The following is a 25,254-nucleotide window of genomic DNA, read 5'->3' as shown; positions in this document are numbered from 1 at the left end:
CGAAAACGAAGAAATCCCCTCCGGTCAAGACCGGAGAGGATTTCGTCGATGGGTGGAGCTAAGGGGATTCGAACCCCTGACCCCCACACTGCCAGTGTGGTGCGCTACCAGCTGCGCCATAGCCCCGTATTCGGTTTTCGCAAGCTTTGCGGTTGATTTCTCCGCTCGGCTTGCTTGACCGAAATTACACCATCCGCGGGAGCGCGACCAAATCCGCTAGTCGGCGGACCCGGCCGGGCCCACCGATCAGCCGTTGTCGGAGCTGATGAGCTGCTCGACCCATTCCGGCCCGCTGGTGACCGTGACCTGCTTGCCGTCGCGCAGGACGCTGGGCGTACCCACCTGGCCGCCGAGTGCGGTGGACAGCTCTTCCTGTGACTGCTTGGCCGAATCCTGCGCAGCGGCCACCTGCGCCCCCTCCGCAATGCACTGCTGCGTCGCATCACCGGCGCCGACGTCCTTCGCGTACGCGGCCAGCGCTTGATTGCTGTGGTCGACGTCACCTTCGGTGGGCTGCTCCTGGAAGAGCTTCGAATGGAAGGCCAACTGGACGTTTTGGTCCTCACCGGCGGCCACGCACTTCATCGCACCTGCCGCGCGAGAGCTGTAATCACCCGAACCCGATCGCTTGTCCAGGAAATTCAGCAGGTGATAGCGGACCTGCAGCTGACCGCTGTTGATCGCATCGGTCAGCGCCGGACCCGACGCCTCCTCGAGGTTGCGACAGGCCGGGCACTGGAAATCCTCGAACATGTCGATGGTCACCGGTGCCGCGGCGTCGCCCGCGGTGAAGGTGGCACTGGAGGCCAGGGCATTGGTGTCCGCAGTTCCGTTGTCACTGTTGCTGTTCCAGATGATCCCGCCGATGACGACGGCCGCGATGACCACCACAGCCAGCCCGGCAAGAATGTACGTCGTCGTGCTCGACTGTGCGCGGGGCTGGTATTTGCCGCCCGACACCTTGGGTACCGACTGCTTCTTCTTGTTGCTCACTTTGTCCTCACCGAACCGATTCACACCCGACTGAATTCATCGCGCGACACACGCGCGTCGCCTACCAGGATATCGAGCAACGCCTGAGAACAATCTGAGCAGATCCGCCGGTGGCCGGGCGTACGATCGCGAAGTGTCGCCGCGCGAATATCCGAATGAGGCACCGCATCCTCCCCGGTCCGGGAGAGACGAGGCGAGTCACACCCATGCCAATGTCGCAGGCGGGCGGCTACGCGCTGCGACCTTCGGCGCGATGGACGGTCTGGTCACCAATATCAGTCTGGTCGCCGGTGTCGGCGCCTCCGGCACCTCCGGTCACACCATCATCCTCAGCGGCGTCTCGGGTCTGGCGGCCGGCGCATTCTCGATGGCCTTGGGTGAATACACCTCGGTGACCACACAGAACGAACAACTCGATGCCGAGGTCGCGGTCGAACGCCGTGAACTGGCCAGGCATCCCGACGCCGAACTGAACGAACTGATCGAGGAGTTCGTCGACCTCGGGATGACCCGGGAAACCGCAACCGCCGCCGCGGGCGAGGTCCACCGCGATCCCGATCGGGCCCTGAACCTGCATCTGACCCAGGAACTCGGCATCGATCCGGCCGGTCGGCCCTCGCCGATCGTCGCGGCCGTCTCCTCGTTCGTGATGTTCGCGATCGGCGCGGTGATCCCGCTGCTCACCTATCTGCTCGGCTTCGAATCACTGACCGCCGCCCTCGCGGTCGGCGCGGTCGGACTACTCGTCGCAGGCGGTATCGCCGCACAGTTCACCAATCGGCCGGTGTGGAAGGGCGCACTGCGACAGCTCGCCTTCGGCGTGATCGCCGCCGCGGCAACCTATCTCGTCGGCTACCTGATCGGCGTCCCGGCATCCGGTTGATCTGCGGGCAACAGCTCAGCCCAGGACACCATCGACGAGTTCCTGGGCCTGCGCCTGGACCTGCGCCAAATGCTCTGGCCCGTTGAACGATTCGGCGTAGATCTTGTACACGTCTTCGGTACCCGACGGCCGTGCGGCGAACCACGCGTTCTTCGTGGTCACCTTCAGCCCACCGATCTTCGCTCCGTTGCCCGGCGCCTCGGTCAGGATCGCGGTGATCGGCTCACCGGCGAGTTCGGTCGCGGTGACCTGATCGGCCGACAGTTTCGCCAGCGTGGCCTTCTGCTGCCGATCGGCCGGAGCATCGATGCGCGCATACGACGGCGACCCACCATGCTGCTCCGCCAATTGCCCATAGCGCTGCGACGGCGTCTTCCCGGTCACCGCCAGGATCTCCGACGCCAGCAGGGCCAGGATGATGCCATCCTTGTCTGTCGTCCAGACGGTTCCGTCGGTGCGCAGGAACGAGGCCCCGGCACTTTCCTCGCCACCGAAACCGACCGAGCCGTCGAGGAGTCCGGGCACGAACCACTTGAATCCGACCGGCACCTCGATCAGGTTCCGCCCGATACCGGCGACCACGCGGTCGATCATCGACGACGACACCAGGGTCTTGCCGACCGCCGCACCCGGCGACCATCCGTTTCGGTGGGTGAACAGGTAGTCGATGGCAACGGCCAGGAAGTGGTTCGGATTCATCAGACCACCGTCCGGGGTCACGATGCCGTGCCGATCGGAGTCGGCATCGTTGCCCGTGGCGATGTCGTACTGATCCCGTGCACCGATCAGTGAGGCCATCGCGTTCGGCGAACTGCAATCCATCCGGATCTTGCCGTCGGTGTCGAGCGTCATGAACGAAAAGGCCGGATCCACAGAGGGATTGACCACCGTCAGGTTCGTCAGCCCGTAGCGCTCACCGATCTCGCCCCAATAGTCGACCGAGGCGCCCCCGAGCGGATCGGCCCCGATTCGGACGCCCGCCGTGCGGATGGCCGCCATGTCGATCACCGAGGCCAGGTCGTCGACGTACGCGGCGAGATAGTCGTAGGTCCCGCAGAACTCGGATTCCCGGGCGCGCTCGAAGGGCATGCGCTTCACGCCGGACAATCCGCTGCGGAGCAGTTCGTTGGCGCGGGCCGCGACCACGCCCGTGATGTCGGTGTCCGCCGGACCGCCGTTGGGTGGGTTGTATTTGAAACCGCCGTCGCGGGGCGGATTGTGCGACGGGGTGACGACGATGCCGTCGGCCTGCGGGCCGCCGCCCCCGCGGTTGTGGGTCAGGATCGCGTGGCTCAGCGCGGGCGTCGGGGTGAACCCGTCGCGACTGTCGACCAGCACCTGCACCCCGGCAGCGACCAGGACCTCGATCGCGGTCTGCCAGGCGGGCAACGAAAGCGCGTGGGTGTCACGGCCGATGAACAGCGGCCCGGTGATGCCTGCGCCGGAGCGGTACTCGACGATCGCCTGCGTGGTCGCCACGATGTGATCTTCGTTGAACGCGTTGTCCAAACTCGATCCCCGATGGCCGGAAGTACCGAAAACGACCTGCTGCAAAGGGTTTTCAGGATCGGGCTTGCCGGAATAGTACGCATCGGTCACCGCCGAGACATCGATCAGATCTTCCGGCAACGCCACGGTTCCCGCACGCGGATGAGCCATTGGTCTTTCCTTCCGGTTGTGCTGCAGCGGGCCGGCGAACCGTTCGCTGCGTCCTGGCGACTTCGACTGGACGCCCCGAATTCTGCCACCGATCGTCCTACGCGGCGCAGCGAGCGGGCTACACTCCAGCGTAGAAATGTCGCGCTCCGAAGAACCCGGGACCGACGAAACCTCGGTTGGGGGACGGAGGGAGCATCGTGCGTGTTCGGAAACCGATGAGAAGGCGATTCCTGCGAGGCCTTGCCGCCCTTGCACTCACCACGACGGCGGTCATCGGCTTCACCGCGGCCCCGGCCGGCGCGGCACCCTTCATGCCCGCCCCCGACAGCGACCCGTTCTATGCCGCACCCGCCAACCTGGATTCCGCGGCCAACGGACAGGTGCTCAAGGTGCAGAACAGGGCCAGCCCCTTCCCGGGATCCACCGCCCGGAAGGTCCAGTTCCGGACCACCGATTCCGCCGGTGAACCCATCGCCGCGGTGACCACGGTGTTCGTCCCCGATGGCGGAGCCCGCCACGACCTGCTCTCCTACCAGCCGTTCACCAACTCCCTCGGCCTGCAGTGCGCGCCGTCGCACCAGCTGTTCGCCGGTGGACTGCAGGAACAGCAGCTGATCGCGTTGGCCCTGGCCCGAGGCGTGGCGGTGAATGTGCCCGATCACCTGGGCCCCACCAGCGCGTACGGTGCGGCCCGACTCGGCGGCACCATCACGCTCGATTCCATCCGTGCCGTGCAGTCCGACGCCGGGTTCCGCATCGGCAGGACCCCCACGGTTCTGGCCGGATACTCCGGCGGCGCGATGGCCAGCGGGTTCGCCGCGACCCTGGCGCCGACCTACGCCCCCGAGTTGAATCTCGTCGGACTCTCCGCCGGTGGAACCCCGGTCAACCTCGGCGCCATCGCCCGGACCCTCGGCGTCACGGCCAACCCGTTGTTCGGTCTGGGATTCGCCGCATCGGTCGGCCTGGAACGCGAGTACCCGACCGCACTGCCCCTGTCACGACAACTGAACGGACGGGGTGTGGCGTTGGCCAATCAGATCCGCAACGCCTGCACGCAGCCGATCATCGACGCCGGCGCCGGCCTGCGGATCTCCGACGTCGTGACCGGCGGCCGCCTGTCCGATGATCCGGCCGGTACCGCCGCCCTGAATCGAAACAGCCTGGAGGTCTCGCCCGAGGCACCGAGGATTCCGGTGCTGCTCTATCAAGGCGCCGACGACCAGCTCACGCCCACCTCGCGTGTGCTGGCCACCGCCGCGAAGTGGTGCGGTCAGGGCACCCGGGTACAGACACTCATCGTGCCCGGCGACCACGGGTCCACCATCGCAGCCGGCGTGCCGTTCGCGTTGGCGTACATCAACGATCGACTCTCGGGCGCGCCCGCACCCAGCTCGTGCTGATCCGGCGCGGTGGTACCCCGTCCGCTTCGGTACTGGTGCTCCCCGGCGGGACCGATCTGTCGTACAAACCCTTCAGCCGCACCCAGCCGGCTGCGTTGCGGATGTACCCGTTCACGTTGTCACTCGCCGCACTGCCCGGCGTGGTCGTGCGACAGGCCCGGTACCGGGTCTACGGCTGGAACGGTGGACAGAACAGTCCGATGCCCTACGCCCAGGTCGCACTCTCCGAGCTCCTCGACGCACACCCCGACGTCCCGACGATCGTGATCGGACATTCCATGGGCGGACGCGTCGCCGCACAGTTGGCGGCCGACAAGCGGGTCGCCGGGGTCCTGGCCCTGGCCCCCTGGTGGCAGCACGCCGACTGGCGGCACATCAACGACGACGCCCGGGTCCTGGCCCTGCACGGCACCGCCGACACCCGCACCTACGCAACGCGTACCGCCAAGGGCATCGACGAGCTCCGGCAGCGCGGCGTCGAGGCCGACTACGTCCCGATCGACGGTGGCGGGCACGCACTTCTCGACCACGTGTGGACCTGGCAGTCCACCGCAGTGCAGTTCGTCCGCAGCTTCCGCTAGCAGATTCGCGCCGGTTACAGCGAAACGCGCCGGTTGCAACCGGCGCGTTTCGGGGTAAGTGGCGCGAATTTCCGCAGCGGGGCGGGGGTCAGCCGATGGGTCAGCCGATGGGTCAGCCGATGTAATCGAACGTGTCGGGGTTGGGGCCGTTGCGGCCGGCCTCCCCCTTGTCGAGTGCAGTGATCGCGTCGATCGCGGCGTCGTCCAGTTCGAAATCGAAAAGCGCGAAGTTCTCTGCGACGCGCTTCGGCGTGACCGACTTCGGGAAGATGATGTCGCCGCGCTGGATGTGCCAGCGCAGGACCACCTGTGCGGTCGACTTCCCGACCCGGTTCGCGATCTCCGTGATCACCGGGTCATCGAGAACCTTGCCCTGGGCGATGGGTGACCAGGCCTCGGTCACGATGCCGTGGTCCTTGCCGTACTGCCGGGCGGCCTCATTGGTGAAGTACGGGTGTACCTCGATCTGGTTGACCGCGGGCACCAGAGCTGTCTCGGCTGCGAGTCGGTCGAGATGTGCGGGCTGAAAGTTCGATACACCGACCGACTTCGAGCGACCGTCCTTGGCGAACTCGATCAGGGTGTTCCACGTCGATACGTAGTCGCCGCCGTACTGCGTCGGCAGCGGCCAGTGGATCAGGAACAGGTCGATCTGCTCCAACCCGAGCTCCTTGAGCGTGGTGTCGAAAGCCTTGCGGGCCGCATCGGGCTCGTGGAACGTGTTGTTCAGTTTGCTGGTCACGAAGATCTCGTCACGGGCGATTCCCGACGCCCGGATCCCTTCGCCGACCTCTCTCTCGTTGCCGTACATCTCCGCGGTGTCGATGTGCCGGTAGCCGACCTCGAGTGCGGTCTTCACGGCGTCGGCGGTGTCTTCCGGCTTGATCTGGAACACACCGAATCCGAGCTGCGGGATGGTGTGGCCGTCATTGAGAGTGATGTTCGGAACCTGGGTCATCGTCATCCTTCGTCTGATCTCGCCTGCGCCAAAGCGAAAGGCTTCACAGTGGCATGTCGTCGTTCCTCGAGAGTCCAACACGACGGCGGCTCACCGATATTCCAACAGCCCCTGATTCCGCGATGGACACCTGGCAAAAAGAAACAGGCCAGAGCTGTGGGCTCTGGCCTGTTTCCAACGGTGGAGCTGCCGGGAATCGAACCCGGGTCCTTCGCCGTGTCAGTAGGGCTTCTCCGTGTGCAGTTCGCTGAGTCTCTACTCGGATCTCTCGGTCACGCGAACAAGCCGAGATGACGATCCCAGTCGCTGTTGGGTGTCCCACTGTGGTCCGCGACCAACCGCAGTGGTGAGTTCCCTAAATGATGCCGGTACCCGGGGCGGGAACACACCCGGGCCGACAGACACGCAATCGCTTAGGCAGCGAGGGCGTAGTCGCGCTGATTTTTGTCGGCGCTTAATTGGTTGCTACGACGCTTACGGTGGTCTCTAGCCTGCACCGACACGCTTCCCCTACCTCAACGCACCAAGTCGAAACCGTTCAGCCCCTGGTCGGTGAATCTCTGGCAGGATCCAGCCGCTGGCAGCGACCGGACAATCCATTGTAACAAGACCCTCGCCCTTGTCATTCCCTTCACCGCCGGCCACGTCGGACGCCGGGTGGGCAGCCCATATGAAAAGGGCCTCATCTCCGCCGACCTGGCGGGGATGAGGCCCTCTCGAGAGTTCATCGGGAGGTGTCCCGATCGATCTCTTCTCTCAGCTGTCGACCCCGGCGTCGACGATTTCGGTGACCTTCTCGACGGCGTCGATGACAGGCTGGACCTTCCCGACGAGCGGCGCGACCGTCCGATCAACACCGTCGATCACCCGATCCACCGCGGCCGCGCCCTGATCGATCGTCCCCGTCACATCGGTGACCTGGGCTTCGATCGCCGAACCGCGAGCAACATTGTCGACCTCGTCGGTGAGTGCGTCGGCGACCTTGGGCAGCTGCCTGGCCATCACCCGGTTGACCTCGGCAACCGCAATGGCCGTGGCCACCCGGTTGGCGGTCGGATCGGACATCGATGACGTCGTCGCGGCCGGAGCCGCAACAGGTTCGACGCTCCCCGACGGCGCGGTGCTGACCGCAGACTCCCGGAGCCACGAACTGACGTAGTTCGAGCCGGTCATACCTGACTGGTCAGGGTCGGTGAAGTAGCTGGTGTGAGAGAGCCCCGGGTACCAGTACTCCGGATGCGCCGCCATGAGCAGCACCCCGATGTTGTTGTGGATACCGAGGACCAACTCCTGCCCCACCTTGGCTTCCCAGGCGTTCGAGAACTCCGAGGCGAACGTCGCCACACCGTATGCCGACCGCAGCACCACAAGCGGGTCCCGATGGTTCGGCGCCGTGTAATACGGATTCGTCGTCGTGGCGACCACATCGCCCAACGTCTCCGACGACAACATCCAATGCGGGGTCGTCACCACATGGAGTCCGGTCAGCAGCGCCGACCGCAGCACGACCGACCCCAGGTCAGTCGTGATCAGAGCCGGATCGGTGGTGTCGATGTGGATCTGCTCGGCCACATTGGCCCCGATCCGGACCACCTGGGCATTGTCCGGGATCGCACAGGCGAAATCACCGGTCATACACAGCGACACAACGCGGCCGGTCAACTGACCGAACTCGGCACCACGTGCCGATCCGATACCGGCACCGAGAGCCGCCTCCGAACTCGCCGCACTGGTCCGCGCACCGTTCAACGGTGCCGACAGTCCCGGCGCGCCGGGAACCAGATCTGCGCCCACACCCCGGTTGGGGTCGGAGATCAGGTAGACGCCGCGCACCCGCGATGCGGGTACCGGCCCATCGCCCGAACCGATATCGGCCGCCACCCGGTTGGCGATATCGGCACCCTGGCTGTATCCCACGATCGCGATCTCGGTGTCCGCACCACACCGCTGTGCGATCTGAGCGATCTGCGCCTCGGTCGCCGCCACACCGGCGTCGACCGATAGTGCATATGGCGTGCCGTCCGACGAGTAACCGAAGTCAGCCGGATAGGGCACGTACGTCGTCTGCATCGAGCCGGCGGGCGCATCCCGCTCGGCGTCCGCGATCACCGGGGCCAGAACGCTCCGTTGATCATGCGGGTCCCTGTTGACACTCGAATCCAGCGTTCCCGGGACCGCCACCACGTGGAGGTCAGGGCAATCACTGATCGGTCGTGCCGACACGTTCGACTGAACCAGCGCCGGCACCACACCCATTGTCATGGTCGCCGCGACGGAGGCGAACATCATCGCCGCCACCGGGCGCCATCGACGGTGCCGACGATCCGCCTCAATCGTGGCACCACCCCCGGCCCTAGATCGTTTTCGGGTCATTTCGAATGCTCCTGTTGAGGCTCATGTCCATGTGGACACCGAGCGTGGGACTTGTGCATTGCCCCCAACTCAGAGACCGGCCGGACCCACGGCCAGTTCGCAGTTGGTTAGGCAGACCTAATCCTCTATGTGAAAGCGCTGTCTGGGCTCCTGTGGGAACTCGCCGGACCGAAAAGGTACTGTTCACGTGGCATGAATCCCTGTCCGGTCCGGATCCTGTACGAGCCAGACCGGCGCCCGCCCGGGCGGGGAAATCGTGTGACATGGCTCTCGTTTGGTTGTGCAAGCAGTTGGCAGGATCAACAATCATTTAGCTCTTCGAACAGATCGGCAGAACCGGGGTTGGACGACGTCACACCGAGCATCGCCACACGCGACGCTCGCCTGGAGTTCGCGGCACGCTTCCGTCTGTTGCACGAGACCGCCGGATCGCCGGCACTCAAATCCCTCGCCTCCCGGGCGTCCACATCCCTGCTCATCGGGGACTCACCCCGTGCCGGTGCCGTCTCCCCGCAACGACTGTCGGATTGGCGAACGGGCCGGAACGTCCCCGCCAGGTTCGACGGGCTCGCGGCCACACTCCGCGTGCTCATCGCAGCCGCCCGGAAGCGACGGCCCGAACCGCCGTCCCGCGGCCTGTACTCGATGGTCGAATGGCAGAACCTGTGGAACGAGGCGTTGACCTCACCGGCGATCGCGGAAAGGGCCAAGGAGACCCGCCCGAAAGCTGCGGAGGGGCCTGCTGCCGCGCGCCCGGACGTCTGCCCGTACCCCGGCCTGACCGCCCTGTCCGATTCCGACACCGACTTCTACTTCGGGCGGACCAAGGCGGTCTCGATCCTGGTCGAGCGATTCACCGCCAACCTCGGATCCCGACGACTGACCTTTGTGGTCGGCGCGTCGGGGTCGGGTAAATCCTCGCTCCTGCAGGCCGGCTTCGCCGTCGCGATCGGCGCCAACCACACGGTCACCTCCATGACCCCGGGCACCCGACCCACCCAGGCGCTCACCGAGGCTTTGGGTTCGGAGGCTCCCCCCACTCCGCGGGTACTGGCCGTCGACCAGTTCGAAGAGGTCTTCACCAACTGCAACGATGTCGAGCGCTCGGCATTCATCTCCATGCTGACCGAACTGCCGGGCAAAGAATCGGGCACGCCGGGCAGTTGCGCCGGCGTGGTCGTCGCGGTGCGTTCGGACTTCTACCAGCAGTGTGTCGAACTACCCGCACTCACCGATTCGCTGGTGCACAACCAGATGGTGCTCGGCCGGATGTCGCGCGCCGATCTCACCTCGGCCATCGTCGGGCCGGCGGCCGCGGTCGGGCTCTCCGTGGCCGACGGACTCGTCGACGTCATCCTGTCCGATCTCGGTGTCGCCTCGCGGAGCGCAACCGCGGTCCCGTCCGATCCGGGGGTACTCCCCCTGCTGGCGCATGCGCTGCACCGCACCTGGGAGGCCAGGTCGGGCAACGTCCTCACCCTGGCCGGTTACCGCGAGACCGGCGGTGTCCATGGCGCCATCACCCTGAGCGCCGAAGAGCGCTGGGCACAGTTCACCGACATCCAGCGTGAGGTCGCCCGCGACCTGCTGCTGCACATGATCCACATCGGGGAGGACGGGCGCGGAACCCGGCGGCACGTCCCGACGCTCGAACTGCGCAACCGGCATCCGCAGGCCCCGGCGATCCTCGACGCGCTCGGCCAGGCACGCATCATCGTCCATGACGAGCGCGGGACCACGTTGGCCCACGAGGCGGTGATCGAAGCATGGCCACGGCTGTCGCAATGGCTCGACGACGACCGCGAAGACGTCCTGCGCCGGCAACGGGTCGACGCGGACGCCCGCGAATGGCAAGCGGGCGACAACGATCGGTCGCTGCTCTACAGCGGCACCCGGCTGGCAGCGGCGACCGAGTGGCAGAAGAACGCCCGCAGTCCGATCTCCCCGACCACCGTCGAGTTCCTGCGCGCCGCCCGGGAATCGTCCCGCCGCGTCTCCCGGCTGCGCCGCGGCCTGGTCCTGCTGCTGGTGATCCTGCTGCTCACCACCGCGATGGCGGCACTGCTCGCGGTGCAGCAACAACGTCAGGCCGACGCCGATCGCTCCGACGCACAGTTCAACGCATTGCTGGCGCAGGCCGCACTGACGCAGTCGGTCGATCCGACGATCTCGGCGCGGCTGTCCCTGGCCGCCGCCGAACAACGCCCCGACGACCCGCGGCCCAGTGCACTGCTGATGGGCACCCAGACATCCGCGCTGGCCAGTGTGGTCGACGGACATCAAGGCGCCGTCTACGACGTCGCCATCAGCAATCGCGATCTGGTCGCGACCGCAAGCTACGACCGCACCGTCCGTTTGTGGCAGGAGTCGGGAACCGGTCTGCCGACCCCGATCGGTCAGCCGCTGGCCGGACACCAGTCGTGGATCACCAGCGTCGAATACTCCACCGACGGTGACACCCTGTTCTCCGGCGACGGTGACGGCGTCGTCCAGGCCTGGGATGTCACGGACCCGGCCCAGGCACACCTGCGCGCGGCCACACCACTCACCGGACACAGCGGGGCCCTCTACCAGATAGCCGTACGTCCCGAGGCCGACGGAGTGACGCGCTGGATCGCCACCGCGGGCGACGACCACACCGCACGACTGTGGAACCTTCAGACCGGGCAGACCCGGGTCCTGGCCGCGCATGGTGACGCACTTCGGACCCTGGCCTTCTCCCCCGACGGCAACACCCTGGTCACCGGCAGCGATGACCGCACCGCGATCGTCTGGGACACCGGCGACCCGTCGGCTGCGCAGCAGCTCGGCACGCCCCTCACCGAGTACGACGCGACCGTGCACGCCGTCAGATTCAGCCCGGACGGATCACTGCTGGCCACCGCGAGCGACGACCAGACCATCCGGATGTGGTCGATGGCCGACCGGGCGGCACCCCGGGCGATGGGCGCTCCCGCCGAAGCCCACACCGCGGCGATCTGGTCACTCGAGTTCAATCACGACGGCTCGCTGCTGGCCACGGCCAGTTGGGACGGCACGGCCAAGGTCTGGAGCCTGACCGACCCGTCGCGTCCGGTGCTGCTCGGGCAGCCGTTGACCGGCAGCAGCGGTGGACTGACCACCGTCGCATTCGGCGGTCCGGGAGGACGACTGATCACCGGCGGTCAGGACGGTGCCATCCGGTTCTGGACGCTGCCCGCCGGAACGGTCCTCGGCCACACCGGGCGGGTCGCGCAACCCGCCTTCAACGCGTCCGGGTCCCTGATGGCAACCGGTTCACGCGATGGCACGGTGCGGATGTGGGACACCACCGAAGGCTCCGCCCCGCGCCCGGTGGCGCTGCTCGAGGACCCGGCCGGACCACAGGAGATCGAGACCATCGCATTGTCCGGCGACGGTCGAACGCTGGCGTACAGCAGCCTGGGCACCGGGCAGGTGCGACTGTGGGACGTCTCCGACCCGGCCTCCCCCCGGCCGCTCGATGCTCCGCTGATCACCCGCGCGCGATACACCCACGGACTGGCCTTCTCCCCCGACTCCCGGTCGCTGGCAACAGCCTTCGACGACCAGAGTGTGCAGATCTGGAATCTGGCCGATCGGCGTGAGCCGGTCACCTCGGGGGCACCCCTGACCGGACCCCAGGGCTGGATCAACGATGTGACCTTCTCCCCCGACGGCCGGTATCTGGCCGCGGCGAGCAGTGACAAGAACCTGCACCTGTGGGACCTGCAGCGGGGGGCGCCCTTGTCCCAGGTCTACCCCGGACACGGTGGACCGATCAACGCGGTGGCGATCAGCCCGGACTCCCGGTGGGTGGCAACCGGCAGCGACGACCAGACCGTACGACTGTGGAAGCTCGATGCGCTCGACTCGAGTCCGGTGAAGGTGACCGGACACGAGTCGACAGTGCGATCGGTGGGCTTCGACCCCAGTGGCGCCATGCTCGCCACGGGCAGCGACGACCAGACCGTGCGCATGTGGGACCTGCGCGAGATGACCCATCCCACCGCGATCGGACGGACGGTTACGCCCCCGGGCACGGTGCGCTGGAAGGTCACCTTCAGCCCCGACGGCAAACATCTGGCAGGCGCGGGCGAGAACGGTGCACTGCGCTGGTGGACTCACCAGGTCAAGGCAGACACCGGACTCTGCCAGGCCACGGCCGGCGGGATGACCGAGAGCAAATGGCGAGATCTGCTGCCCGACATCCCTTACCGCCAGACGTGCGCGGGAAACGAATCAGTGCCGGGCTGAGATCGGGCCGAGGACAGAAGGTCCCGACAGTCGGTCAGCGCATACCCTTCACGCGACGACCCAACTCCCGGGTGACCTCGCGTTCGGCGTCGCGTTTGGCCAGATCGTGACGCTTGTCGTGGGCCTGTTTGCCTCGCGCGAGCGCCAATTCGACCTTGACCTTGCCGTCGTTGAAATACATCGACAGCGGCACCAGGGTCAGGTTGCCGTCCCGGATCTTGCCGACCAGGCCGTCGATCTCCTTGCGGTGCAACAACAGTTTGCGACTGCGCCGCGGCGCGTGGTTGGTCCAGGAGCCGTTGCCGTATTCCGGGATGTGCAAGCCGCGGAGCCAGACCTCACCGTTGTCGACGGTCGCGAACGCGTCCACCAACGAGGCCTTGCCTTCGCGCAGGCTCTTCACCTCGGTGCCCAGCAACGCGACCCCGGCCTCATAGGTGTCGAGGATGGCGTAGTTGTGCCGCGCCTTACGGTTCGTGGCAATTGCCTTGCGGCCCTTTTCCTTCATCCTCGTCACCTACTCTCAGTTCGCCGATCGGCCGCGGTCCCGTCCGGGTCGCGGCGGCGTCATCGATGGCCCCGCAACAATACACAGCAGCAGGCGGGGGTGTCGCATCCTTATTCTCGGACGTAGAAACGCAGCGTCGCGTAGGCGGTCAGGCTCGACATCACCACACCGATGATGACCAGCCACGGCGCGACGAACAGCACGTCCGAGATCTCGATCTTGGCCAGGATGTTGACCCCGTACAGGTCCTGCAGGGCGCGATCGAAGAACAACGCCTTGGCCCCGAAGAGTCCGGCGATCGCCAGCAACGAACCGACCAGGGTCGCGATCACCGCCTCCAACAGGAACGGCAGCTGGGTGTACCAGCGGGTGGCACCGACCAACCGCATGATGCCCACCTCGGTCCGCCGGGTGTAGGCGGCCACCTGGACCGTGTTCGCGATCAACAGGATCGCCGCGATCGCCTGCACCAGGGCGATGGTGAACGCGGCGTTGCGCGCACCGTCGAGGACGCTGAAGATCCGGCTCACCAGTTCTCGCTGATCCAGGACACTGTCGACGCCTTCGGCATCGCGGAACTCGTCGAGCACGGCCCCGAACTGATCCGGGTCGGCCATCCGGACCTTGAACGATGCCGGCAACGTGTCCTCGCGGACCAACGCCGCGATATCGGGGTTGTTGGCGAAGGTCTTCGTCGTGGCGTCACGGAAAGCCGCGGCCCGGTCGATGTACTGCACCGAATCGACCCCGTCCGCCGCCTCGATCTGTTCGCGCAACGTCAGGCAGGGAGCGGTCTGACAATTCGGGTCGGCATCGGTCACCTCATCGGAGATGAAGATCTGCATCTCCACCCGGTCGAGGAAGATGTCCTGCGTCTTGTCGGCCATCTGGACCACCAGCAGACCCGCGCCGAACATGCCCAGGGTGATGGCGGTGGTGATGATCATGGCCATGGTCATGGTGATATTGCGGCGCAGTCCGTTGAGGACCTCGCTCAATATGAAACTCGCACGCATGTGAGTTGGGGTGTCCTCCCGGTCGGGACTGCAGAAGTGAAGTCGTGAGGGTCGTTACACGGGTCGAGCTCTGCTGCGCTGCGTCTGAGCCGCGGGGTCAGCCGCCGAGGCCGTAGACGCCGTGCTCGTCGTCGCGGGCGAGGCGGCCGTTGCTGAACTCGAGGACCCGGCGGCGCATGGAATCGACGATCGCCCGGTCATGGGTGGCCATCACCACGGTGGTCCCGCGGCGGTTCACCCGGTCGAGGACCTCGACGATCTCGCGACTGGTGTCGGGATCGAGGTTTCCGGTCGGCTCGTCGGCGAGTAGGAGCAGGGGCCGGTTCGCAATGGCGCGGGCGATCGCCACCCGCTGCATCTCACCGCCGGAGAGCTCGTACGGCATGCGGTCGGCCTTGCCGGACAGTCCGACGTATTCCAGCACCTCGGGCACGACCTTGTCGACGGTGCTGCGCGGCTTGCCGATGACCTCGAGGGCGAACGCCACGTTCTCGGCCACCGACTTCTGTTGCAACAGCCGGAAGTCCTGGAAGACACATCCCACCGACTGGCGCAGCTTCGGCACCTTGCGGCTGGGCAGCTTGTTGACGTGGAAGTCGCCGACGTAGACATCACCCGTGGTGGGTTTGTCCTCTTTCAGGAGCAGACGAAAGAATGTCGACTTACCCGAGCCCGAAGGCCCGATGAGGAACGTGAAATCGCCTTTGTCGACGTCGAGGGACAGATCCCGCAGTGCGGGCCGGGTCGATGCCTTGTACTGCATCGTCACATTCTTGACGCTGATCACGGTCTGCCAGTGTAACCACGGATTTGCGACAACCCGCTCAGGCGGGCCCGGGCGGGCCGGGCGCAGTTCCCGGTGACGCGATTCACGGAGCGATGCTCGTCGTCGGCAGTTCCAGTCCGGGCAGCAATCCCCGCGTCGACTGAGAGGTCGATGTCGGCGGCGGTATCGTCCCGGTCTGCGGCGCGTTTCCGTTTCGCTCCTGCTCCGTCGTCTCGACGGGCTGGTCGGTCTCGGGGATCGTCGTGGTGGTCGACGGCGTCCAGGTGGTCTCCGGGGTCTCGCTGTACTCCGGCTCCGGCGTGGACGTCTCGGGGACCGGGGTGGGGGTTCTGCGCTGCTGCACCTGCTCGGACTGGGCCTGCCGGTTCTGCTCGTCAATCTTTTCGTAGTGCTCGGACCGCTGGCCGTACAGGGCCAGGGCCCCGAGGAACAGCACCACCAAGACGACCGTGGTGGTCCGGACCTTCCCGCGGAACAACCGCCGCGGGATCCGATCCCACAGCGATTTCCTCGGCGGGGCCGAGTGGGCGGGGGTCGGGTTGGTAGGGGTCGGGTTCGTCGGCGTGTGGTCGCTCATCGACGTGCCTCCTCCGCAACGGCGGGATCAACCGCATCGGTTTCGATGGCGGACCCGGGGGCCAGCGCGATCCCGGCCCGGCCGAATGCGCGGACGAGTCGCGATCGCAGATCACGGCTGACCTCGAACTGGCGTCCGGGCAGGGTTCGCGCCACGATCCGCACGGTCATGGTGTCGACCTCGATGTCGATGACGCCCATCGCGGTCGGTTCGTCGAGCAGCAGCTTGCGCATGCGGGTGTCGTTGAACGCCTGATGACCGATCTGGGCGATCAGGTCGTTGACCCGGCCCATGTCCACCCCGATCGGCAACGGGATGTCGACCACCGACCGCGCCCAGTCCTTCGACAGGTTGATGGCCTTCACGATCTGCCCATTCGGGATGGTGATCATCTCGCCGTCGGCGGAGCGCAATTTGGTGATCCGCAGGGTGACGTCCTCGACGGTGCCCTCTGCCGGTTCGGCCGAACCCACGATCGCCAGACTGACGACGTCGCCGAAGCCGTACTGCTTCTCGGTGATGATGAAGAAACCCGAGAGCAGGTCCTGCACGATGCGCTGTGCACCGAAACCCAGGGCCGCACCGAGCACTGTCGCCGGCGCCACGAACCCGGTGATGGGTACGCCGAGCTCACGGACGATGCTGAAACCGGCGATGATGTAGACGACCGCGATGGCTCCCCATGCCAGCACCTGCGCGACCGAATGACGATGTTTGATGGCCTCCGATCGCACCAGGGCGTCGGATTCGGTGAAACCGGCGTCGATCCGGGTGGTGATCTTGTTGACCATCCACTGGATGAACCGGGTCGCCAACAAGGCGCCGACCACCCACAGCAGGATCGACAGCCCCTGCAGCGACAACCATTGGATGAGCCGGTCGGATCCGGCCACACCGCCGCTTGCGGCCGTCGTCGTCAATGCGCTGACGTCATGCACCACTCAATTGCTCCTTCGCGTCGTGCGTGACTGCGGGCCGCTCACGTACGCGCCCGGCCGGCCTCAGCCGATCAGGCGCTCTGAGCCATCCTCCACCGGATGCCCGACTCGATGAATCCGTCGATGTCACCATCGAGCACCGCGGTCGGATTGTTGACCTCGTATTCGGTCCGCAGGTCTTTGACCATCTGGTACGGATGCAGCACATATGACCGCATCTGGTTGCCCCAGCTGGACCCGCCGTCGCCCTTGAGAGCGTCCATTTCGGCGCGCTCTTCTTTGCGTTTACGTTCGAGAAGCTTTGCCTGCAGCACCCGCAGGGCGGCTGCCTTGTTCTGCAATTGGCTCTTCTCGTTCTGACAAGTCACCACGATACCGGTCGGGATGTGTGTGAGCCGCACAGCGGAGTCGGTGGTGTTCACAGACTGTCCACCCGGGCCCGACGATCGGTAAACATCAACGCGCAGTTCGGTTTCCGGGATGTCGATGTGGTCTGTGGTTTCGACCACAGGGAGCACCTCGACCTCTGCGAAGGACGTTTGCCGGCGACCCTGGTTGTCGAATGGGCTGATGCGCACGAGCCGGTGGGTGCCCATTTCGATGGAGAGCGTGCCGTACATGTACGGCCCCTTCACGGCGAACGTCGCGGACTTGAGGCCGGCCTCTTCGGCGTAGGAGGTGTCGTAGACCTCGACCTTGTGATCGTGTTTCTCGGCCCAGCGGATGTACATGCGCATCAGCATCTCCGCCCAGTCGGCGGCGTCCACGCCCCCGGCGCCGGAACGGATGTTGACCAGTGCGTCACGGTGGTCGTACTCACCGGCGAGCATGGTCTTGACCTCCATCGCCTCGATGTCGGTGCGCAGGGAGGCACGCTCTGCGTCGGCGTCGGCGAGCGCCTCGACCCGGGAGTCACCCTCTTCGGATTCGGCGAGTTCGTAGAGCAGCGGCATGTCCTCGACACGCTGGCGCAGCTCGGAGACCCGGCGCAGTTCGGTCTGCGCATGCGAGAGCTCGCTGGTCACCTTCTGGGCGTGCTCCTGGTTGTTCCACAGCTCCGGATCGGCGGCCTGATGCTCGAGTTCGTCGATCCGTCGGCGGAGCTCCTCGAGGTCGAGAACCTTCTCCACTGTGGTCAGGGTCGAATCGAGGGCGTCGAGGTCTGCTGAAACGTCTGGATGCACGGTCACTCAGGTTACCGGTCGCGGGGACAGAGTCCTATCTGCGCACTTCTAATCTTTGCGCAAGTTGGGACCGGCGCCGCCCGGTTCGTCCCCGATCGGCCCGGCGATCTCCCACGTCGTCTCGGCCTTGCCGGGTTTGTAGGTCACCGGGATCTCGTCCCCGACCGACGGCCAGCTCATCGCCATGGTGACCACGAAACGGCCGTAGACCTCGGTCGGAGCCGTGTCCGGACCGGTGATGGTGCCGGAGACCGTGCAGAAGACCTGGTTGTTCCTGTCCCCTTCGACGGGCTTGTCGGAAACCCCCGTCACCGTCAACGTGCCGGGTACGCGGTCGACGAAACGGCGGTCCCCCGCCGCACCGGCGGCAGGTTGTCCCGGCCGCGAGCGCCGCCACTGGACGAGGACGGCGCCGAGCATCGCCGCAAACATGAGGATGATGATGATCTCGAACATGGCCGGTCGGCTCCTCAAGTGGTGGGGTCGGTGGCTACCAGGTTAGTGCCGGGTAGCGTGGCAAACCGTGACCGACTCAAGTGGCCTGCCGAACGCTTCGAGCGATCTGGAGCTCGCGTTGTCGCTGGCCGAACTCGCGGACATCATCACCATGGACCGGTTCGGCGCCATCGACCTGCACGTTGATTCCAAGCCCGATCTCACGCCGGTATCCGACGCCGATCTGGCGGTCGAGACGGGCGTACGAAACGAGCTCCAGCAGATTCGGCCCGACGACGCGGTCCTCGGCGAGGAGTTCGGTGGCGACGTGGCGCTGACCGGACGCCAATGGGTGATCGATCCGATCGACGGCACCAAGAACTTCGTCCGCGGCGTCCCGGTATGGGCGACCCTGATCTCGCTGCTCACCGACGGCGTTCCCCAGGTCGGTGTCGTCAGCGCACCCGCGCTGGGCCGTCGATGGTGGGCCAGCGCCGGGGACGGGGCCTTCGCCCAGTCCCCCGACGGCTCGGTTCGGCGTATCCAGGTGTCCCGGGTGTCCGACGTCGTCTCGGCGAGCCTGGCCTTCTCGAGCCTGTCGGGCTGGCGCGACCGCGGCATCCGCGATCAGTTCATCGACCTGTCCGACGCCGTCTGGCGGGTCCGGGGTTACGGCGACTTCTACAACTACTGTCTCGTTGCCGAGGGCGCCGTGGACATCGCCGCCGAACCAGAGGTGTCGCTGTGGGATCTGGCCGCGCTCGACATCCTGGTGCGGGAGGCCGGCGGCGCGTTCACCGGTCTCGACGGAATCACCGGGCCACATCAGGGCAGCGCGGTGGCTTCCAACGGGCTCCTGCACGAGCCGGTTCTGGCAGCACTGACTTCGAAGTGAGGCCTGCCCGGGCGCATACTTGATCTCATGCAGATCACACATTTTGGGCATTCCTGCATCCTCGTCGAACTCGACGGAACCAAGGTGCTGTTCGATCCGGGCAACTTCTCGCACGGATTCACCGGTGTCACCGGCCTCGACGCCATCTTGATCACCCATCAGCACCCCGACCACGTCGATGTGGCGGCATTGCCGGACCTGGTGGCCGGCAATCCCGATGCGGTGCTGTACGCCGACCCACAGACGACCGCACAACTCAACGGCGACGACGTCGCCGGCACCTGGACCGCCGCCCACCCGGGTCAGCAGTTCGCCATCGGCGCGCTCACCGCACGCATCGCCGGCGGCACCCACGCGGTGATCCACCCGGACATCCCCACCATCGACAACGTGGCATATCTGCTGGGCGACAACAAGAATCCGGCGCAACTCATGCATCCGGGCGATTCATTGTTCGTCCCGGACGAGAAGGTCGACGTGCTCGCGATGCCGACGATGGCGCCGTGGATGAAGATCAGCGAGGCCATCGATTACCTCCGCGCGGTGAGCCCACGCCTGAGTTTCCCGATCCATCAGGGTCTGCTCAACAACTCAGGGCTGAACATGCACTATGCCCGCCTGTCCGAGATGAGTGATCCGGCAACCGAATTCATCGTCCTCCCCGATCAGGACGCACTGACTCTCACCTAGGCCAAGCCGCCGATGCTCCACCCAAATTTTCACTGTCCAGGCGTAATTGCGCCAGGACAGTGCGTATTCGGGCGGACGAGGGGGGTTATGCGATGTCGAGGAAGATCCCGGTACCGGCGAGTTGATCGATCACGCGGGCGATCCCGTAGAGCACCCACAGCGCCACGACAGCGATGACGAGGGGATCCCGCAGAACGCGGACAACCGGCGTCATCGGCCGCTTGCGCACCTGCAACACGGCCACCGCGATCACGAACGCGGCGACGGCAAGCAGGCTGATCGGACCGAAGAGGTTGTACGAGAAGGCGTCGGCAAAATGCCCGTGGGCCGCAGCGGTCCAACTGCGGGTCAAACCACAACCGGGACAGGGAAGACCGGTCACCAGACGCATCGGACACATCGTGGGACCGGAGGTACTCATCGCCGGCGTGACGGCGAACGCCGTGACGATCGCCGCGGCACCGACACCGGCCGCGACCCGAACAGTTCGTTCGGGTCGTCGCCGGTGCGGCAACGTCGGCAGGGCCGTCACTTCAGCGGCAGGCCGTCCGAGTCGGGGACCTTGCGCATCGCGATGAGCACGATGTCGATGAGCGTCCATATGCCCAGCCCACCACAGGTGAGGAGCTTGGCGATACCCAGGCCGGTGTATCCGAGGTAGAAGCGGTCGATACCGAAGCCACCGACGAACACGGAGATCAACAGGGCGGTCAGCCACTCCTTCGAGGAGAACAGACCGGGGACCTGGGAAACCGGGAACCAGCTACTGGTCTGGGTACGAATCTGCGTCTCGGGCTTGACCTGACCGGATCGGACCAACCCGGCCAGATCCTGGTAGCCCATCGGGCCCTGTTCCTGACCGAACAGCGAGACGATGAAGGTGTCGTTCTGGGGGCCGCCCATCGGCTGGGGCGGCGGCGGCGGGAAGCCGGGAGGAGGTTGCGTCATGGGAGGAACGATAAGCCACAAAGGTGGTCTTGGACACCCGGCGACCAAAAATGTCATTGATTGAATGACGCCGACGGATCACTAGCCTGACCAGCGTCGATGGAGATTATCGCCGACCCATTATCTGTCCACGGGACTCCACCGCCGCGGTACCCTTCCCGCCTGCGTGACAAAGCACCTTACTCCGGAGTAAGGTCGTTCTTACTGCTGAGTAAGATCAGCCCCCGTCCGGGCACCGTCCGGACGGCAGTCAGCCCGTACACGCACGAGACAAGCTGGTGAGAATGAGTACTCATACCGAGCCCCGCGACACGTCCGCTGTTGGCAAGAACCCCCGTCGACGCTCCGCGATCGGTACCGCAATGCGGGTGCTGACCACGGTGACGGGTTCCGAGTTCGCCGACAAGTACAAGATTCGCGAACCACTCAACCGGATTGCATACGAGGGCACCAAAACCGGATTCAAGACGATCGGCGCCGCCAACCGCGCGTTCGCCGCAGCACAGGGTGGCGGCAAGGCCAAGCGGCTGACCACCGCCCCCAAGGATTACTTCAACCTCTATCCGGACGACGAGCAGAAGATGATCGCGGACACCGTCAAGGAGTTCGCGGTCGAGATCCTGCGCCCGGCCGCCTACGACGCCGATGCCGCCGCTGCCACGCCACCTGAGATCCTCACCCGCAGCGCGGAATTGGGCATCACCATGGTGAACGTCCCCGAGGAGTTCGACGGGGCCGCCGGCGAGCGCGGCGTGGTCACCAATTCTCTGGTCGCCGAGGCGATGGCGTACGGCGACATGGGCCTGGCCCTGCCTCTGCTCGCCCCGAGCGGCGTGGCCACCACCCTGACCCAGTTCGGCAGCGACGCGCAGCAGAAGACCTACCTGCCCGCCTTCGCCAGTGAGAACGTGCCACAGTCAGCAGTTGTCGTCGCCGAGCCGAGGCCTTTGTTCGACGCAATGTCATTGCAGACCAAGGCAACTCGCGTCCCGAGCGGATACCGGCTCAGCGGCGTCAAGTCGTTCGTCCCGGCCGCGGCTTCGTCGGAGTTGTTCATCATCGGTGCGCAGCTCGACGGTCGTCCCGCACTGTTCATCGTCGAGTCCGGCACCAAGGGCCTTGTCGTAGAAGCCGATCCGGGGATGGGTGTTCGCGCAGCCGGAATGGGCCGACTGCTGCTGACCGATGTCGTCGTACCCACCGGGGCGCTGCTCGGCGAAGAAGAGGGTGAGGCCGCAGCCGCGGCCTACCGCGACGTCGTCCGGCTCTCGCGCCTGGGCTGGTCGTCACTGGCCGTGGGTACCGCCCACGCAGTCCTCGACTACGTCATCCCCTACGTCAACGAACGCGAAGCCTTCGGCGAACCGATCTCCAATCGCCAGGCGGTGGCATTCATGGTGGCCAACATGGCAACCGAGCTCGACTCGATTCGTCTGGTCACCCTCCGCGGTGCCGCCCGCGCCGAGCAGGGGCTGTCGTTCGCCCGCGAGGCCGCCCTGGCCCGCAAGCTCACCGCCGACAAGGGCATGCAGATCGGCTCGGACGGTGTCCAACTGCTCGGCGGACACGGATTCACCAAGGAGCATCCGGTGGAGCGCTGGTTCCGCGACCTGCGCGGCGCCGCCATCGGCGAGGGCATCGTTGTCCTCTAGCGGACACCCGCCCACGGCTCCCCCATTCGCCCCGACGTCACTCTCTATCTGAAAGACAACAGATATGGCTATCAATCTCGAGCTTCCCCGGAAGCTGAACGCGACGGTCGACCAGGCCCACCAGGCCGCTGCCCAGATCTTCCGGCCCATCTCCCGCAAGTACGACCTGCGTGAGCACGACTACCCGGTCGAGCTCGACACCCTGGCGAGCCTGTACGACGGGCTGACCGAGGCCGGTGCTGCCGGCGCCGGGGCCGATGGTGGCCGCAGCCAGCAGAAGAACAAGAAAGAACTCCCCGCCGGCGCGGTGGTCAACGGCGGCAACATGCAGTCGGTGCTCAACGCACTCGAAACCTGTTGGGGCGACGCCGGAATGATGTTGACCATTCCGTACCAGGGCCTGGGCAACGCCGCCATCGCCGCGGTCGCAACCGATGAGCAGATCGCCAAGTTCGGCAAGGTGTGGGCCGCGATGGCCATCACCGAACCGAGCTTCGGATCCGATTCGGCCGCGGTGTCGACCACGGCCACCCGCGACGGCGACGACTACCTCATCAACGGCGAGAAGATCTTCGTCACCGCCGGTTCGCGCGCGAGCCACATCGTGGTCTGGGCAACGGTCGACAAGAGCCTGGGCCGCGCGGCGATCAAGAGTTTCGTGGTGCCCCGCGACAGCGAAGGCCTCACGGTCGTACGCCTCGAGCACAAGCTCGGAATCAAGGTCTCCGATACCGCCGTCCTGCGCTTCGAAAATGTCCGGGTCCCGGCCGAAAACCTGCTCGGCTCCCCGGACGTCGACGTCAAGAAGGGTTTCGGCGGGGTCATGCAGACCTTCGACAACACCCGCCCGCTGGTCGCCGCGATGGCTGTCGGTGTCACGCGCGCTGCACTGGAAGAGCTACGCAGACTGCTCGAGGAAGCCGGCGTCGAGATCGACTACGACAAACCGGTCAACAACCAACATGCCGCGGCGGCCGAGTTCATCCGCATGGAATCGGATTACGAAGCGGCATACCTGCATTCGCTGCGGGCGGCGTGGATGGCCGACAACAAGGAGCCGAACTCGAAAGAGGCTTCGATGTCGAAGGCGAAGGCAGGTCGCACCGTGACCGACGTGACGACCAAGACCGTGGAGCTCGCCGGCACGCTGGGCTATTCAGAGCGTCTCCTGCTCGAGAAGTGGGCCCGTGACTCGAAGATCCTCGACATCTTCGAAGGCACACAGCAGATCCAGAACCTGATCATCGCCCGACGGGTTCTCGGCAAGAGCAGCGCCGAACTCAAGTAGGCATCGCGGCGATTGGGCACCGCCATCGCAGAGAGTCCCGCGGCATCGAGGGGTTGCCGACGGGACTCTCTGCGTTGTCCCGGCCAGGAGATTCCTCAGTGTCGGTCCGAGGTGCACGTCAGGCCAAGGTCGAGCCCAGAATCCGATTCGATGAGGCTGCCGCGTCCCGTACGACCTCATGACGGCAACGGCCGGCAAGCGGTATCGGATCCGCGATTTCGAGTACTACTCCTCCTGCTGGACGGGATACGAATCCCTGGGCGACGGACAACTGTTCTTCGCACGCAGTGGGAGCTGCGGCGGGGTCATCGCCGGAGCCTTCGCGATGAAGTTCGCGCAGGCCCGCGACCGGACGCACCCACTGCACGGCGTTGGCGAGTTCAAACGGAGCTTCGGCGATATCATCGACCACCTCGGCGCCTATGACCTGACACTGAATCCAATTGCGTTCAGCCTCTGGGACAAAGTCGGTGAACGCGAGGCCCGCCGGTTTTCACATATCGTCCGGCAAGAGGTCTACTACTGACCGCAGCACCACCGATAAAGCGGCGGGTCCAACTTTGCGGCCCAACGGTTTTCGGCGGCAGAACAAGCCGACATAACCGGCGGCGTCTTTGTGTTCCCCGCCACAATCGGTGTTCAAGCACGCATTTGAACTCCAGCGGATTTCTCCCCGCTGACCTGCGTCGAGCGAAAACACAAGCAGCACTGTTCTTTTAGCACTGAAACACCTCCGCCGTGATCTTTCTGCGATCCGCCCGTACTGTCGCCAACGTGCTCAGGGACCTGGGTACGTCAACGGAAGATCACCGATCCCCCTGCTGCCCGATATTCGGGCGGTGCGGTGCGAGGAGGAAACCAATGACCGATATTCGTAAACTTGCGGTGCGGACCGCTGTGGCCGGTGCACTGACCCTGGCACCACTGGGTGCTTTTGCCGCCAATGCCTCAGCGGAGGGGACTCACAACTGGGACGCAGTCGCCCAGTGCGAGAGTGGCGGCGACTGGGCGATCAACACCGGCAACGGGTACTACGGCGGCTTGCAGTTCAGCCAGTCGACCTGGGAAGCCAATGGTGGCGCCGGCGTCGCATCCGATGCGAGCCGCGAAGAGCAGATCCGGGTGGCCGAGAATGTCCTTGCCACACAGGGTGTCGGCGCGTGGCCGGTCTGCGGGCAGAATCTCTACGCCTGACCAGAACCATCAGTGGTCGCCGCCGGCGCCGAACGCCT

Annotated in this window: 23 protein-coding genes, 1 tRNA gene and 1 other RNA gene; 10 read left to right on the top strand and 15 right to left on the bottom strand. The window is 65.7% G+C overall.

The features are described 5' to 3' along the window. Positions 1–53: 53 nt before the first annotated feature. Together AC51GR_RS04655 and AC51GR_RS04650 are read right to left on the bottom strand one after the other, a co-directional pair. Positions 54–126 (bottom strand) — tRNA-Ala (locus AC51GR_RS04655). A 120-nt stretch (positions 127–246) separates the two neighbouring features. Further along, positions 247–993 carry a DsbA family protein gene (locus AC51GR_RS04650; protein ID WP_496323446.1) on the bottom strand — a complete coding sequence of 249 codons (747 nt, stop codon included), beginning with the start codon at positions 991–993 and terminating at the stop codon, positions 247–249. A 133-nt stretch (positions 994–1,126) separates the two neighbouring features. Between AC51GR_RS04650 and AC51GR_RS04645 the strand changes: the two genes are divergently transcribed. Then, positions 1,127–1,876 (top strand): VIT1/CCC1 transporter family protein, encoded by a 750-nt coding sequence (locus tag AC51GR_RS04645; protein WP_496323445.1) that lies wholly within the window; start codon positions 1,127–1,129, stop codon positions 1,874–1,876. Positions 1,877–1,891: 15 nt separating this feature from the next. On the opposite strand, the gene pgm is transcribed toward AC51GR_RS04645, so the two are convergent. Then, positions 1,892–3,535, bottom strand: coding sequence for a phosphoglucomutase (alpha-D-glucose-1,6-bisphosphate-dependent) (gene pgm, locus AC51GR_RS04640; RefSeq protein WP_496323444.1), 1,644 nt, complete (start codon positions 3,533–3,535; stop codon positions 1,892–1,894). A 215-nt stretch (positions 3,536–3,750) separates the two neighbouring features. On the opposite strand from pgm, the gene AC51GR_RS04635 reads away from it, so the two are divergent. After that, entirely contained in the window at positions 3,751–4,938 is a 1,188-nt protein-coding gene (locus tag AC51GR_RS04635) for a lipase family protein (RefSeq protein WP_496323443.1), read from the top strand. After that, a complete protein-coding gene (locus AC51GR_RS04630; RefSeq protein ID WP_496323442.1) occupies positions 4,932–5,519 on the top strand; it encodes an alpha/beta fold hydrolase in 588 nt (195 codons plus the stop codon). Before AC51GR_RS04635 ends, AC51GR_RS04630 begins: the two co-directional genes overlap by 7 nt. Before the next feature lie 112 nt (positions 5,520–5,631). Here the strand turns inward: AC51GR_RS04630 and AC51GR_RS04625 are convergent, their stop codons facing one another. The 3 genes from AC51GR_RS04625 to AC51GR_RS04615 form a co-directional block, all read right to left on the bottom strand. Next, the gene (locus tag AC51GR_RS04625) at positions 5,632–6,477 is read right to left on the bottom strand and encodes an aldo/keto reductase (protein WP_496323441.1); all 846 of its coding nucleotides are present in this window, start codon (positions 6,475–6,477) and stop codon (positions 5,632–5,634) included. A 178-nt stretch (positions 6,478–6,655) separates the two neighbouring features. Beyond that, positions 6,656–7,023, bottom strand: a transfer-messenger RNA (tmRNA) gene (gene ssrA / locus AC51GR_RS04620). Between the two features lie 210 nt (positions 7,024–7,233). Next, on the bottom strand, positions 7,234–8,766 hold the full coding sequence (locus AC51GR_RS04615) for a cutinase family protein (protein ID WP_496323440.1): 1,533 nt from the start codon (positions 8,764–8,766) through the stop codon (positions 7,234–7,236). Between the two features lie 426 nt (positions 8,767–9,192). Here AC51GR_RS04615 and AC51GR_RS04610 point away from each other — a divergent pair, with 426 nt between their 5' ends. After that, a complete protein-coding gene (locus tag AC51GR_RS04610; protein ID WP_496323439.1) occupies positions 9,193–13,104 on the top strand; it encodes a WD40 repeat domain-containing protein in 3,912 nt (1,303 codons plus the stop codon). Between the two features lie 34 nt (positions 13,105–13,138). Here the strand turns inward: AC51GR_RS04610 and smpB are convergent, their stop codons facing one another. The 7 genes from smpB to AC51GR_RS04575 form a co-directional block, all read right to left on the bottom strand. After that, on the bottom strand, positions 13,139–13,612 hold the full coding sequence (gene smpB, locus AC51GR_RS04605) for an SsrA-binding protein SmpB (RefSeq protein ID WP_495515097.1): 474 nt from the start codon (positions 13,610–13,612) through the stop codon (positions 13,139–13,141). 110 nt (positions 13,613–13,722) lie between these two features. Beyond that, the gene (gene ftsX / locus AC51GR_RS04600) at positions 13,723–14,628 is read right to left on the bottom strand and encodes a permease-like cell division protein FtsX (protein ID WP_496323438.1); all 906 of its coding nucleotides are present in this window, start codon (positions 14,626–14,628) and stop codon (positions 13,723–13,725) included. 97 nt (positions 14,629–14,725) lie between these two features. Beyond that, positions 14,726–15,415 (bottom strand): cell division ATP-binding protein FtsE, encoded by a 690-nt coding sequence (ftsE, locus tag AC51GR_RS04595; protein ID WP_482135295.1) that lies wholly within the window; start codon positions 15,413–15,415, stop codon positions 14,726–14,728. Positions 15,416–15,497: 82 nt separating this feature from the next. After that, complete coding sequence (locus AC51GR_RS04590) at positions 15,498–15,992, bottom strand: Rv3103c transmembrane domain-containing protein (protein WP_496323437.1); 495 nt, start codon at positions 15,990–15,992, stop codon at positions 15,498–15,500. Further along, on the bottom strand, positions 15,989–16,933 hold the full coding sequence (locus AC51GR_RS04585; protein ID WP_496323436.1) for a mechanosensitive ion channel family protein: 945 nt from the start codon (positions 16,931–16,933) through the stop codon (positions 15,989–15,991). Before AC51GR_RS04585 ends, AC51GR_RS04590 begins: the two co-directional genes overlap by 4 nt. 68 nt (positions 16,934–17,001) lie before the next feature. Continuing rightward, positions 17,002–18,114: a peptide chain release factor 2 gene (prfB, locus tag AC51GR_RS04580; protein WP_496323435.1), complete on the bottom strand. Its 1,113-nt coding sequence runs from the start codon at positions 18,112–18,114 to the stop codon at positions 17,002–17,004. 48 nt (positions 18,115–18,162) lie between these two features. Continuing rightward, the gene (locus AC51GR_RS04575) at positions 18,163–18,570 is read right to left on the bottom strand and encodes a hypothetical protein (RefSeq protein WP_496323434.1); all 408 of its coding nucleotides are present in this window, start codon (positions 18,568–18,570) and stop codon (positions 18,163–18,165) included. Between the two features lie 67 nt (positions 18,571–18,637). On the opposite strand from AC51GR_RS04575, the gene hisN reads away from it, so the two are divergent. Both hisN and AC51GR_RS04565 read left to right on the top strand, forming a co-directional pair. After that, positions 18,638–19,444, top strand: a complete 807-nt coding sequence (gene hisN, locus AC51GR_RS04570) for a histidinol-phosphatase (RefSeq protein ID WP_496323433.1) — start codon at positions 18,638–18,640, stop codon at positions 19,442–19,444. Between the two features lie 27 nt (positions 19,445–19,471). Then, entirely contained in the window at positions 19,472–20,134 is a 663-nt protein-coding gene (locus AC51GR_RS04565) for an MBL fold metallo-hydrolase (RefSeq protein ID WP_496323432.1), read from the top strand. A gap of 85 nt (positions 20,135–20,219) precedes the next feature. Here AC51GR_RS04565 and AC51GR_RS04560 read toward each other — a convergent pair whose 3' ends face one another. Next, a complete protein-coding gene (locus AC51GR_RS04560) occupies positions 20,220–20,666 on the bottom strand; it encodes a DUF2752 domain-containing protein (protein WP_496323431.1) in 447 nt (148 codons plus the stop codon). After that, positions 20,663–21,082 carry an NINE protein gene (locus AC51GR_RS04555; protein WP_496323430.1) on the bottom strand — a complete coding sequence of 140 codons (420 nt, stop codon included), beginning with the start codon at positions 21,080–21,082 and terminating at the stop codon, positions 20,663–20,665. The genes AC51GR_RS04560 and AC51GR_RS04555 overlap by 4 nt, the downstream gene beginning before the upstream one ends. A gap of 284 nt (positions 21,083–21,366) precedes the next feature. On the opposite strand from AC51GR_RS04555, the gene AC51GR_RS04550 reads away from it, so the two are divergent. The 4 genes from AC51GR_RS04550 (at position 21,367) to AC51GR_RS04535 (ending at position 25,216) form a co-directional block, all read left to right on the top strand. Further along, positions 21,367–22,734, top strand: coding sequence for an acyl-CoA dehydrogenase family protein (locus AC51GR_RS04550; protein WP_496323429.1), 1,368 nt, complete (start codon positions 21,367–21,369; stop codon positions 22,732–22,734). Positions 22,735–22,798: 64 nt separating this feature from the next. Next, on the top strand, positions 22,799–24,022 hold the full coding sequence (locus tag AC51GR_RS04545) for an acyl-CoA dehydrogenase family protein (protein ID WP_496323428.1): 1,224 nt from the start codon (positions 22,799–22,801) through the stop codon (positions 24,020–24,022). Between the two features lie 178 nt (positions 24,023–24,200). Then, positions 24,201–24,548: a hypothetical protein gene (locus tag AC51GR_RS04540; RefSeq protein ID WP_496323427.1), complete on the top strand. Its 348-nt coding sequence runs from the start codon at positions 24,201–24,203 to the stop codon at positions 24,546–24,548. A 335-nt stretch (positions 24,549–24,883) separates the two neighbouring features. After that, entirely contained in the window at positions 24,884–25,216 is a 333-nt protein-coding gene (locus tag AC51GR_RS04535; protein WP_496323426.1) for a transglycosylase family protein, read from the top strand. The last annotated feature ends 38 nt before the right edge of the window (positions 25,217–25,254 follow it).

This window comes from Williamsia sp. z71 (assembly GCF_059553375.1).
Note: the sequence above shows the minus strand (reverse complement) of the source record. Positions and strands in the feature narration are given on the sequence as shown.